The organism is Pseudomonas sp. G5001, assembly GCF_013385475.1.
Classification (GTDB): domain Bacteria; phylum Pseudomonadota; class Gammaproteobacteria; order Pseudomonadales; family Pseudomonadaceae; genus Aquipseudomonas.
On sequence record NZ_JACAPZ010000018.1, the window covers coordinates 58869 to 69835 of the forward strand.

Below are 10967 nucleotides of genomic sequence, written 5' to 3' on the forward strand. Positions count from 1 at the left end.
AGCACACTCGCTCCCAGGGGCTTACGGCATCAGTACCGCGCGGCGGGCGTCGCCCAGGATGTCGACGCCATTGAGCACGAACTTCTGCGTTCGCACATCGATGTCGATCACCGGGATGCCGTTTTCGAGGCGGTTGTAGGTGCGGCAGGTCAGGATCAGCGTGGTGGTGACCTTATCGCCCATCTTCAGCTTGGATTCGGTCAGGGTTTTCAGCTTGCCGCCCACCGTGTGGTAGATGAAGTAGGTCTTGCCGTCCTGATCCTGGCCGGCTTCACGTACGTTCAGCAGGATGTCATCGCCTAGCTTCACACCCAACGCCAGCATGATTTCGGGCCCCACGCCCTGCAGCGCCAGGGTCGCGTTCAACACCTTGCCGCTCTTGGCCATTTCTTCGGCAATGAAGCGGCCACCGGTCATGGGTTCCATATCAAAATCAATCACCGGCGGGGTGAACTCTTCCACGGTTGCGGACAACGGCAGGCCTTGAAGGGTGGCCGCCATGGCCTGTCTGATTCGGTTGGTAAACATTAGAGAACGTCCTCCAGGAACTGCTCGATGATTTCATCGCGGGCGTTGAGTTGATAAATCATGTGTTCGTTCGGCGCGTAGCGGCCGTAGTCGATGACGATGAACCAGGTGCCGTTCTTGTACTTCTCGACACTGTTCAATTCCGGGTGCAGGTACACGCTGCCGCCGGGAATGGTCTCGTCGGCCACCAGGGTTTGCAGCCAGTCGTTGATGCGCTTGACCTCCTGGTCCATGAACGACTTGGTGAGGTTCTTGGCCATGGCTTTCTGCCCGGCCTTGACCAGCTTGCGGCTGATCGCATCTTCCAGGCCTACGTAGCTGATGAACTTGCCGGTGATGGAGCGGTTACCCAGCAGCGAGAAACCGCCGAGGATGGTGCGGGCGTAGTAGCTCACGCCGTAGCGGTTGAGCAGGTCGCCTTCGGTGGAGGTGTCAAGGATGTTGTACTCAACCACGCGGGACACGTCTTCGGCGAAGGTCACCTGATTGCCCGGGCTTTCCCACTGCTTGACCTTGGCCAGCGCGGCGATGGCCAGGGACGACGGCGCCAGGAACACGTTTTTCTTCGCGGCCTTGGAGTACACCGACGGCATGTTGTGCACCAGCAGGCAACGGTCGAAACCGAGATCGGCACCGCCCAGTTCGCCGCTGTAGGTCACCTGGTCGGCGACGGTTGCGTCCTTGCCGTCCAGCACCACACGGGCCTTGATGCGCTTGCCGAAGGAGGCGAATTCGCCGGCCACGGCCTTGGTGCCGGTGAAGCCCGGGGCGCCGATGATGGTCAGGTCTTCGGGGACGCTGGCCAGGGCGGCGAGGCCCAGTTTGCGGCCGGTGACCGGCTCTTCACCGCCGATTACGTTATTGATGGTGTCGGCCGGGGTGGTGCCCTCGTCGACGATCACTACGTAGACCGGCACCTTGACCACTTTGAGGATCTGGTACACGGCGTGGAACAGCGTGCCGGTTTCAGCGCCGGTGGGGTCCAGCAGCGCCTGGGTGGTGAAGCTGTTGATGCGGAACGGGGCGTTTTTCGGAATCGACGCATGGGCGTTGGGGGCAGTGCCCACCAGGCCGATGACGTTATCGCCCAGGCCACCCATGGCCTCGGGGGATTCAGTGGCGTTCACGGTGATGCCGTTGTGTTCGAAGTTCAAAACCTCAGCCATGATCAGTCAGCCTTCTTCGGGGTGGAGTTGAGGACGCTGGTCAGTTCCAGGCGGCCAGCGGTGCGCAGGGCGGATGCTTCGACGTCCAGCAGTTCCAGTTCCTCGCCGGCGGTAGACCAGTGGCCGTTGCCGGTGGGGAATGGAATGAGGACGGTGTAGGTTTGGCGGTTAAACATGAGTGGAATTCTCCGGGTGGAAAACGCCAAAGCCCCTGCGAGAGGGGCTTTGGGCGGGCGAAAAAAAACCGCTTTCGCGGTAGGGTTCAGTCGCGGTCAGGCAAGGGATAAAGCGCCTTGATTTCGGCTACTTTGTCGCGCCAAGCCTTTTCCTTTTCAGGAGTTTCGTCGTATTGCCACTCGAGAAACAGCGGGTCAGCTTGAGTTTCATAAAGCGTGCGACGCGCAGCGATGGTGCTTTCCAACTTTTCAGCTCGTATCGTTTCTTCGCAGAGTTCGTCGGCGCGGGCTTCGCTGAACCCCAGTGAGATAAGTGTAGGGCGATCAGCCGGAACATTGATGAGCGTTTCGCCAGAGTCGAGCAGTAGTGTTTTAATAGACCCAACCATATTCATACTCCTTTAACTGCATAGCGCTGATCGTTATCCAACGTATACGCCATCCTACTTTCAGGGTAAGTAGCTCCCAGCTCTGACGCTGTGATTGCGAAAGGCTTGACCTTCCACGAAATTTCATACTCAGCTGTAACGGCTTGGCTCAATTCGACCTCGGCGTCTGAACGACTAAATTTAACAGGGGCTTCAAAGCTTTTGGTAATGATGTAACTCAACCCGCCCCGCAAGTAGCATCCCGACTCTTGTGGAGAACCAACCAAAGTGCCCACAGCCTGATTCAACCAAATAGGCTTCAGCCCAGTGACAGGACGAACATAAGAAAGCATCCCAAACTGCGCGCACCGAACAGTTTCTCGGTATGTTTGGGATATACGCTTGATTGTCAAAAAGTTCGCATCACCATTCCACGGAATCCCACACCCTTCCATTTGCAGGTTTAGGCCCGCAACGTGCGGTTCAAAATTATTATTGAACGGATTAAGCTCGGCATTCGTGGCGTAGTTTCTAGAAATCACGATCTCAGACATGCCTTGCTCGTTACCCGGCATGCGCCACCATACGGGATAAAAGATGTTGGTGGACAGCCCAGTCAGATCAATAGTCTGGGAGTAAGAGGCACGCCCGTTAATATCCTTGGCCTGTACACTGCCGCGCCACGCGTTGAACTGACCCAAGGCAACATCCATTCGAGAATCTATTTTGCCAACCTGATTCGTCACCGTATCCGTCAGTTTGTTACATGCGTCCACAACTTTTGTGATCGTCGTTTCAATCCCCATAATCAACTCCCTAGTAAAAATTATCTTTTCAGCACTTTTGCAAGCGCTATTGCTTAGCTTCTAATTGCATAACCCGAAACATCAAATCAACATGCCTCGACATATTGCCAACCGAAGCCGCCGCCATGATTGCGATTTCTTCAGCCATCAATACATTCAAATTCTCGCTCCCCACCACAATCGTCACGCTATCCGCCGGCAACGGCGAAATATCCAACGTGAACTTCTGCAGTACCCGAGCCGCCGCCGCTTTATACGTGAGCAGTTTCCCCTCCACGGAATACACCGCCAACAACGTGCCACTGGCGAGGTAAAAACCAAACTCGCCGATCTCATACTCGGCCTCGCCATCAAACAGCGCGGCCATCCGGAGTTGCCGGTCGCCCAGATCCTCGTAGTCCACAATGGCGACCCGCTGGCGCTCGTCACGCAGGGCCACTTCGGTGCCGTCGGGGTTGTAGCGGCCAGTACCGGCGCCAATGTGGGTGATCTCGCCTTTCAAGCCCTGGTTCTTTGCCTGCAGCACTTCATCCAATCCCTTGGAGGTGAAGCGCACCAGGCGTGTAATTTCATCTGTCATGGCTGCGCCCTGAGGTCGTAGTCGTTAATGGTGTAGTGCCGGGCAACCCCGGCACTGTTTAGCCGGGCCGCCAGCCCGAGTTCAGGCAGTACGCCGCACAACTGCAACTCGCCATCGCTGAGCGGTGTGTGCGCCACGCTGCTGCAAGCAAGTACCCCGTGCAGCTTCACTTCGGGCAACGCCCCGGGCTGGCCCTCATCGCCGATGCTCAACCCTGGATCAGCGGCTGCAGCAACACGTAAACCCTGGGAGGTCTCGTGCACGATGGTGATGGTGGCCAGGTCCCGCTCGCTCTTGGCCGCGTTGATGCGGCGGATCAAACGGTTGTGATCGCCACTGGACCAACTGCGACCGATGATTGCCTGCACATCAAAGGTGTAAGGCAGGCCGGTTGGCCGCTGTTGATACCAGGCACTGATATTGGGGGTGAATCCCAGGGATTCGACGGCGTAGCTCAGCGCCTTGGGCGTACCGGCCTGACGCTGGATTTGCCAGGACAAGGCCACGGTGAGGCGCTTCTCCGACTCGCTGGCAGCGGCGTCCCATTCACTGACGCCGCGATCAGCGGCCAGGTAGGGAAGGAATTCAGCCGGCGTCTGTAGCGGATTCATCAAGGCGGGAAAGGGTGGCGTCACCCGATCGAGCAATTGCCCGAAACCCAGGTCCAGCGCCTTCTCCAACGGCGAACTGTTGGCGGGCAGCAAACTGCCTTTGGGCTCGTTCATAGCGTGCGCACCTCCACCTCGACACCCGTGCAATATGGGGCCTGGAATGCCGTGGTGACGATCGGCTCCAGCGGTTCAAGGATTTGCAGTTGTGCAGCTCCCGCCGAGTGGATGGCGTAGTCGATCCAGCTCGGGTCCACCCGCCCTTCCAGGCGATGACAGGACTCTGCATAGTCTTGCAGCAGTTTCTGGGCGGCGACTTGAGTGAGCCCGGAATCCGGGCCGGCGTTGATCTTGGCCACCACGCGGATTTTGTAGCGCAGGATCTGAGCCGCCTGCACCGTGACGAGATCCGTTTCCGGTCGCACGTCAGGCCGGGCGAAATGCCGACGTACACCGTCAAGCAGATCAGCAGAAGGTGTACCATCCCCGTCTCGGGACAGGACCGTGACCATCACTTCGCCGGGCGCGGTTCGACGGCCATTACCATCCTTGACCCGCGCCGCGTAACCGTCCGGGTCGAAGGTATAAGTGACCGTCACCACACCCGGCGTAGCACTTTGCACTTTCACCGATGGACGCTCACCGAGGGTGAAAACCTCCCGCCGATACTGCATCCGCGAACCCGCCGCCGGAGCGTGAGGCGCGAGGTAATAACGCAACCGGGCGTCATCGTCGCTCTCCAATGTTGGCGGTACCGGCGGGAAAGCCGCCGGGTCACCATGGTCGAGCACCTGGCGCTGCAGGCCCATGTCCGCCAGGCGTGCATCGAGGTTGCTGCCGGTGGCCCACCACGCCAGCATCTGCTTGATGCGGGCGTTGTATTTGCGCTCGTGGGTTTGCAGGCGAACGCAAAAAGCTTCCAGCGCCAACGTCAGCAACTCGCTCTCGTTCTCCAGGCTGACCTTCAGCTTGGCGGCATTTTCTGGTGCACGAGTGGCGACGTAATCGACGACAAACGCCTTGAACTCCGCCAGCAACGGTTCGAACTCATCGACGGCAATGATCGCTGGCTCAGCCAACTGGTTCTGGCCGGGTATCAGCATGCTCATGTCACCACCTCGAAGGATTGTTTGCGGTTTTTCCAGGTGCCGGCGAAGCGCAGCAACAGGCCGGCGCCCTGGCGGTTGGCGACGATGACTTGCGGCTCGAAGTCGGCGATGCCGTTCTGCGGGTTGTAGAACGCCTGGGCGGCATGGCTCTGGGCGAGAATCAGCAGGTCATCGCCGAGGTTTTGCCCGAGCAGCTGCGGGATCATCGACCCGTACAGCGGGCGCTTCTGGCGAGTGCCCAAGGGCGTGGTCAGCGCTCGGGTAGCGCGCTGCACAAATTGCAGCCAGTCATCGACCGCCGCCCCGGTGTTTCTATCGATTCCGATCATGGGATGTCCTTGTCAGGGGCTGATGACTCGACCCTGGTGGTCCACCACCGGGCCGCTGAAGTGCGCGCCGCCGGCGTCCAGCAACAGGCTGGTGCCGCCGACTTGCAGCGTGATGCCCTGGGCGCTCATCGTGAGGCTGGCGGCGCCGACCTTGATGTCGACCTGTTCGCGGGAACCTGTGAACGTGGTGGGGCCATTGACCCAGTTGAAGGTATGGCTGGCGTCGTCGTAGTCGCTCTGGGTACCGTCCTGATGGCGGCGCCGGGTCAGTGTCGAAGCGCTGGAGACCGGTGGAAAGCGGTCGCTGTTCAAGCCGAACAAGGCCACCGATTGCGCCCCGCCCTCCCCGGCGCCGTAGTTGAGCAGCAAACATTGCTCGCCTACTGACGGGATGCGGGTTTCCGTCTGTGCCCCGGCGCTGGGGTTGAAAAAGCGGATCGCCGGGGTGAGCAGTTCGCCGTGGCTGACCTTGCAGGTATTGCTGGCGGCGTCGACCTCTTGGCACACGCCGATTCGGCAGAAACTTTCGGCGCGTCGATACAGGTCTTCGAGCTGGCTTTCCATTTCCGCCAGGCGCTCCACGATCGGCCCCAGCTGCATGCGTAACAGCGCGTCGAACATGGGCTACTCCGCCAGCGGCTTGTATTGGTCGGGGTCGTCGATGTTCGAGACGTCCCAGGTGCAGGCAAAAAGCGGCTTGCCTGTGGGATCGTTGAGCAACGGCGGCCCGATATAGAGGGTTTGGGTGAAGGTGACGGTCCAGGTGTCGTAGTCCGTCTCCGCGCTGGTGCGTATTGAAGGCGCAGCGACAATGCTGGTCGGCAGGTCGCACTGCGCCTGCGGCAGGTTCCAGCGGTTATCCAGCACCAGGTCCATCAGTTGGCTGGCCAGGTCGCAGGCATCAAAGGGCAAGGCACCCGGGGCCACCATGGCCTTGAGTGAAATCCCCAGGGCATGGGCCTTGCGCCCCTCGCGGGAGCGAAGGCCCGGCCCATTGCCTTCGATCGTGATCAACACGCCGGTGTCGTTCGCGGCGCCCTGAAAGTCCTGATGAGTGCCGACCTTAAGTTCCGGAAACGCCCTGCGCAGTGCCTCGCTGATGGCCTGGGGCAATTGGGAGGGTTTTTCGATAAGTGTCATTTAAGTAGCGTCCTTGCAACGGTTACTGCGGGTCCCGGCCAGGGCCTTCGTTGACGCCGATGCGCTTGGCCGCCCAGCGTTCATAAAGGCCGATGGCCACGTCGGCGCCGGCCATGGCGGTCAGGCACCCAATGGCGCCGGCCGTCCAGATCGACATGCCGGCGGCGTAGCACAGCATCAGGGCTGATACCCCGCACACCATGCAGGCCCCCGAACGCAGGGCCAGGCGCCGCATAAGCGACCAACCGCGGGCGCCTTCCTTGTCGGCGCGCCACATTTCTCCGGAAACCCCGCCAATCACCGCCAATACGATAACCAGCCAGATAGGCATTTCCGCCAACGCTTGCTGCTCGTTTGTCATGTCACGCCTCCTGGAATGAGTGATACCGGCAGGTCGCCGGTTGTAGGTGTTTGTTTCAATTTGAATGGGTTCTCTAGGTAGGCATTCCAAAAAGCCCGGTTGCCCGGGCTTTTCAGTAATGATGTCCTCGAACTTTCGGCGCTACTGGCGCGGTACGGTTCTTTCCTCAATGTTTTTCCGACCACGATCCCTGTCTGCCGGATAACTGCTTCTGGTGCTTTACGCTGCACACCCGGGCCAGTTGCCAACCCTCTGAACCGTTAAGGCCGGTTCATCGCTGCCTGTTCTTGAAGCGGTTTGAAACTAAAGAGCGTCGGCATCCTTGCCGGTATTGCCTGGCATCCTTGCCATCGCTTCGATGGCGTCCTTGCCGGTGTTGCGTAACGTCCTTGTCTTCCTTGGCAGCATCCTTGCCGCCTCCACCAGGCCTTCTTGGCTGGCTTGAGATGAAGAATATGCATGTATGCATATACAGTCAATGCACAAATGCATTTATTTTTGCGCAAGAAATGCACAGATGCATTTATAGCCCCGCAGGCAAAGGGTTTGGTGGTTTTACGCAGACGAAAAAAAGCCCGCTCACTGGCGGGCTTTGTCTTACACAGAAGGGTTAGCGGGCGTACATGCCCCACCAGAAAACGTGACCAAGGATGCTGATCTGTTCATCCTGGATTTCCTGGAAGCTGTAGTCCTCGTCCGGATGTTCATCGCGGTTGAAGCTACGCAGGCGAATCCCGGAAGGCAGGCGATAGAGCTGTTTCACCCGTAGCTGGCCGTTGTGATTGATGGCGTAAAGATCGCCATCGACGATGTCACCAATCCCGCATTTGCCCGCATTGACCCCTACGGTGGCGCCGTCGCGCAGCACCGGCAACATACTGTTGCCGCGCACCGTCACGCACTTGGCCTGGTCGAACTGCACACCGTTATGCCGCAGGCTGCGCTTGCCGAACCGCAGGCTGGCCTTCTCGCTTTCCTCGATGACGAATCTTCCTGATCCAGCAGCCAATTCAACCTCGCGCAGAAAGGGGATCGACACCTCGTCATCATTAACGGGTGTTTCGTCGTCCCACAGGCTTATGTCCTTGAGTTCCGAATGCATCGGGTCACGCTCGTCCGACCGCACCGGCACCAGCCCTGCGCGCCCGCGCAGCTGATCGGTGCTGACCTGGAAGTAATCGGCGATGCGCGAGATGTGCTTGTCCGACGGATCCACGATCTTGCCGCTGAGGATCCGGGACAGTGTGGATTGAGGCACGCCGGTACGCCGGTGAAGCTCCGTGGGGGAGATCCGGTCGCGGTCCAGCAGCTCTCTTAAGACGATAGAAACGTTGCGTTTTTGCATAACGCGGATAGTGCAGGCAGTTTTGATGCTTGGCAAATGCTTATTTGCATATTTAATGCATGGAGCAACGAATTTGACCTGACCGCTTGTGCACTGCGAAGCCCCGACCGCGCGTGTTAACCTTGCGCCCATTGCAAAAAATGCTGGGCCAAGCGCCCCCTTTGCCCCATCACTTTCAACGAATTTGCCAACTATTCAATGAGTAAAAACACTTCCGATCTGTCCTCCCACACCCCGATTGTGTAGGGGTATATGGGGAGAGCTGAGGGAAAGGCTTAAGATTATTGGCTATAATGTCCGCATGCATTGGATTGCATAAACGCATAATAGGCATTGAATGGCATTGATTGGCGTACGGTTTGCCCCATTTTTGCCCCACTTAGGCATATCCATCTGGACCAACAACCAAGAACATCACAACACATCACTATCCTTAAAGGTTGGCCACACACAAGATTTTAATCCTCACCTTTACTAACGCGCCAATCTGATCTCACTCCCTGAACCAATAAGCATTTTGGTCTATTACATCACGATTCGTACGTGACACTCTGGCCTCGGCTCCCCTATAGTGGCTCATCGCCCCTCCAAGACGAATTAATGGACATGAACGCTGGACTTCCCTCACTATCGAACAGTTCCGGGGTAGGCGACCAGAAGCAAGGGGCTCAGGACCAAATTGAGCAGGAACCCGCGCCGCTGCAGGGAGTGCTATCTGCAACGATTCAAGGCCTCGTGAATAGCAGCCCTAAAAGTATGGGAAAGGACGCGGCCCCCATTTTTATCGCGGGCATCGTACAACATCTAAACAGCGACAATGAGATATTAAAGTTACAACTTGAGAGTAGAAACCGAGAACTGCGCGAAAGTCAAAGACAGTTATTCGACTCACAAATAAAAGCAGCACGCCTAGATGAGCAACTTAAAGCCGCAAATGGAAACTCTAGGATAGGCCAGTGGACAGGGCTTATAGGCGGCCCTCTACTAGGAATATCTGTCGATTTGTACAAAAGCAACATCAACGCTTCCTACTTACTGGGCATTTTAGGGTTTTGCGTCCTACTCCTACCGATAGTTGTCAATTTCAAGAGAAAGCAAGGATGAGCCTAAGCATATATGAAGTTCAAGATATAGGCGTCCCGAACCTCGAACGCATCGCCATTCGTGTAGATACCTTATGTGACATAGGTGACTACTGCCTACTAATAGGTCATCAATCTCCAGATGGAACTGCGAGCCCAATAAAAGACCATATGCTCTGGTTCGGAAGAGGTTGGGTTAACCCTGGAGACTGGATTTTTGTTTACTCTGGGCCAGGACAGACTAGGGTCAACCCTATCCCCAATGGTAATAATCGCGTTTTTTCCATTTACTGGGGAAAAGAGCATACTGTTTTCCAAAACAGAGCTTTATTACCGATGCTGTGCAAATTAACTGATATAGCGCTACCGCCACAACAACAAGCGCTACCCCAGACAATGCTACCCACCATAAAATTTTAGACACCGGCTCCGATTTACCGTTTGAAACGGAAACATCAAGGTAAAACATCGTGACCTACCCCCCACACTCATGTAATAAGCGGCGAATTAAATACCCTCAATGCGTTTTCACCCGCGAATATGCTTACCACACATTGATTCTTTTGAAAGAGCTTGACACCAGTGTGATTTCATTGACTTTCAAGACGACAGGGTTACACATTGAAGCTTCCTAACTGGTTTAAAGTTTTATGGTGGATACTGCTTACTGCGGCTCTAACATCCTTTTTGTACAACCGCTACCCCGAGCTTGCTAAAGGCCATGCCTCACATGCGGACATAGTCGTATTCATAATATGGATAGCATTACTACTGGCACCACTATTTAATGAAGTCTCCTTATTTGGCCTAAAACTAAAACACGAAATCGATGAGCTTAAAGGTTTTGTTTCAGCACAAGTATTGGAAATACGAAGTGATGTTCGTAATGCTGTAGATGTACGCACCACCTTCAGCCCGCACTTCAATCTACCTTTGCCCGCAGCAGATGCTCAACTACCGGATTTAGAAGCCCGCATCAAATCCGCTCTCAATGATGCCTTAGCAGCACATGGCGTGCCACTCCCTCCGCCCCTTTCTCCAATTACAGCTCCAGACGACACAGCTTTCTTGTTTGCAGCAAGATATAATATTGAATTAGAGATGCGAAGAATTGCAGAAGATCTTCATATTGATATTAGTGACACTTCACGACAGAGAAGAGCAATCCCAGTCCAGCAATTAGCACGATACTTATCTGATTCCAACTTGATTGAACCAAGATTGGTCTCAGCAATACGCGAGGTCTACTCAATATGCTCCTATGCCATACACGGGGAACCGGTATCAGAAGCACAGCTCGCTTTTGTTCATGAACTCGCCCCTGAACTAATTGCAACGCTTAAAGCAATTCGTCACGGATAAAAACCTA

At 56.3% G+C, this 10967-nt stretch carries 15 protein-coding genes; 2 read left to right on the plus strand and 13 right to left on the minus strand.

Translation table 11 applies throughout. The annotated features are described in order from the left end of the window. Nucleotides 1-21: 21 nt before the first annotated feature. The 13 genes from HX805_RS17460 to HX805_RS17520 all read right to left on the minus strand — a co-directional run bounded on the left by HX805_RS17460 (nt 22) and on the right by HX805_RS17520 (nt 8516). Nucleotides 22-528 (minus strand): phage major tail tube protein, encoded by a 507-nt coding sequence (locus HX805_RS17460; RefSeq protein WP_087695291.1) that lies wholly within the window; start codon nt 526-528, stop codon nt 22-24. Beyond that, entirely contained in the window at nt 528-1694 is a 1167-nt protein-coding gene (locus tag HX805_RS17465) for a tail protein (protein ID WP_003208663.1), read from the minus strand. Before HX805_RS17465 ends, HX805_RS17460 begins: the two co-directional genes overlap by 1 nt. 2 nt (nt 1695-1696) lie before the next feature. Then, entirely contained in the window at nt 1697-1870 is a 174-nt protein-coding gene (locus tag HX805_RS17470; protein WP_003208665.1) for a hypothetical protein, read from the minus strand. Between the two features lie 86 nt (nt 1871-1956). Then, nucleotides 1957-2259 (minus strand): hypothetical protein, encoded by a 303-nt coding sequence (locus HX805_RS17475; RefSeq protein ID WP_256344671.1) that lies wholly within the window; start codon nt 2257-2259, stop codon nt 1957-1959. A 2-nt stretch (nt 2260-2261) separates the two neighbouring features. Beyond that, entirely contained in the window at nt 2262-3044 is a 783-nt protein-coding gene (locus tag HX805_RS17480; RefSeq protein ID WP_087695289.1) for a phage tail protein, read from the minus strand. A 46-nt stretch (nt 3045-3090) separates the two neighbouring features. Then, complete coding sequence (locus tag HX805_RS17485; protein ID WP_087695288.1) at nt 3091-3624, minus strand: phage tail protein; 534 nt, start codon at nt 3622-3624, stop codon at nt 3091-3093. Further along, nucleotides 3621-4349: a phage tail protein I gene (locus tag HX805_RS17490; RefSeq protein WP_177081948.1), complete on the minus strand. Its 729-nt coding sequence runs from the start codon at nt 4347-4349 to the stop codon at nt 3621-3623. The genes HX805_RS17485 and HX805_RS17490 overlap by 4 nt, the downstream gene beginning before the upstream one ends. Beyond that, nucleotides 4346-5341 carry a baseplate J/gp47 family protein gene (locus HX805_RS17495; protein WP_177081947.1) on the minus strand — a complete coding sequence of 332 codons (996 nt, stop codon included), beginning with the start codon at nt 5339-5341 and terminating at the stop codon, nt 4346-4348. The genes HX805_RS17490 and HX805_RS17495 overlap by 4 nt, the downstream gene beginning before the upstream one ends. Further along, entirely contained in the window at nt 5338-5670 is a 333-nt protein-coding gene (locus tag HX805_RS17500; protein WP_003208675.1) for a phage baseplate protein, read from the minus strand. Before HX805_RS17500 ends, HX805_RS17495 begins: the two co-directional genes overlap by 4 nt. Nucleotides 5671-5682: 12 nt before the next feature. Continuing rightward, a complete protein-coding gene (locus tag HX805_RS17505; RefSeq protein ID WP_177041848.1) occupies nt 5683-6291 on the minus strand; it encodes a phage baseplate assembly protein V in 609 nt (202 codons plus the stop codon). A 3-nt stretch (nt 6292-6294) separates the two neighbouring features. Next, on the minus strand, nt 6295-6810 hold the full coding sequence (locus HX805_RS17510) for a hypothetical protein (RefSeq protein ID WP_177081946.1): 516 nt from the start codon (nt 6808-6810) through the stop codon (nt 6295-6297). A gap of 22 nt (nt 6811-6832) precedes the next feature. Further along, nucleotides 6833-7171, minus strand: coding sequence for a phage holin family protein (locus HX805_RS17515; RefSeq protein WP_003208680.1), 339 nt, complete (start codon nt 7169-7171; stop codon nt 6833-6835). A 610-nt stretch (nt 7172-7781) separates the two neighbouring features. Continuing rightward, nucleotides 7782-8516: an XRE family transcriptional regulator gene (locus HX805_RS17520; RefSeq protein WP_032899152.1), complete on the minus strand. Its 735-nt coding sequence runs from the start codon at nt 8514-8516 to the stop codon at nt 7782-7784. 606 nt (nt 8517-9122) lie between these two features. Here HX805_RS17520 and HX805_RS17525 point away from each other — a divergent pair. Both HX805_RS17525 and HX805_RS17530 read left to right on the plus strand, forming a co-directional pair. Beyond that, a complete protein-coding gene (locus HX805_RS17525; RefSeq protein WP_177081945.1) occupies nt 9123-9620 on the plus strand; it encodes a hypothetical protein in 498 nt (165 codons plus the stop codon). A gap of 599 nt (nt 9621-10219) precedes the next feature. Then, nucleotides 10220-10960, plus strand: a complete 741-nt coding sequence (locus HX805_RS17530; RefSeq protein WP_177081944.1) for a hypothetical protein — start codon at nt 10220-10222, stop codon at nt 10958-10960. Nucleotides 10961-10967 lie beyond the last annotated feature (7 nt).

What these genes read in the sequence shown, in the direction of transcription:
- HX805_RS17460 (WP_087695291.1), bottom strand. Translation starts at nt 528, where the DNA reads ATGTTTACCAACCGAATCAGACAGGCCATGGCGGCCACCCTTCAAGGC.
- HX805_RS17465 (WP_003208663.1), bottom strand. Translation starts at nt 1,694, where the DNA reads ATGGCTGAGGTTTTGAACTTCGAACACAACGGCATCACCGTGAACGCC.
- HX805_RS17470 (WP_003208665.1), bottom strand. Translation starts at nt 1,870, where the DNA reads ATGTTTAACCGCCAAACCTACACCGTCCTCATTCCATTCCCCACCGGC.
- HX805_RS17475 (WP_256344671.1), bottom strand. Translation starts at nt 2,259, where the DNA reads ATGGTTGGGTCTATTAAAACACTACTGCTCGACTCTGGCGAAACGCTC.
- HX805_RS17480 (WP_087695289.1), bottom strand. Translation starts at nt 3,044, where the DNA reads ATGGGGATTGAAACGACGATCACAAAAGTTGTGGACGCATGTAACAAA.
- HX805_RS17485 (WP_087695288.1), bottom strand. Translation starts at nt 3,624, where the DNA reads ATGACAGATGAAATTACACGCCTGGTGCGCTTCACCTCCAAGGGATTG.
- HX805_RS17490 (WP_177081948.1), bottom strand. Translation starts at nt 4,349, where the DNA reads ATGAACGAGCCCAAAGGCAGTTTGCTGCCCGCCAACAGTTCGCCGTTG.
- HX805_RS17495 (WP_177081947.1), bottom strand. Translation starts at nt 5,341, where the DNA reads ATGAGCATGCTGATACCCGGCCAGAACCAGTTGGCTGAGCCAGCGATC.
- HX805_RS17500 (WP_003208675.1), bottom strand. Translation starts at nt 5,670, where the DNA reads ATGATCGGAATCGATAGAAACACCGGGGCGGCGGTCGATGACTGGCTG.
- HX805_RS17505 (WP_177041848.1), bottom strand. Translation starts at nt 6,291, where the DNA reads ATGTTCGACGCGCTGTTACGCATGCAGCTGGGGCCGATCGTGGAGCGC.
- HX805_RS17510 (WP_177081946.1), bottom strand. Translation starts at nt 6,810, where the DNA reads ATGACACTTATCGAAAAACCCTCCCAATTGCCCCAGGCCATCAGCGAG.
- HX805_RS17515 (WP_003208680.1), bottom strand. Translation starts at nt 7,171, where the DNA reads ATGACAAACGAGCAGCAAGCGTTGGCGGAAATGCCTATCTGGCTGGTT.
- HX805_RS17520 (WP_032899152.1), bottom strand. Translation starts at nt 8,516, where the DNA reads ATGCAAAAACGCAACGTTTCTATCGTCTTAAGAGAGCTGCTGGACCGC.
- HX805_RS17525 (WP_177081945.1), top strand. Translation starts at nt 9,123, where the DNA reads ATGAACGCTGGACTTCCCTCACTATCGAACAGTTCCGGGGTAGGCGAC.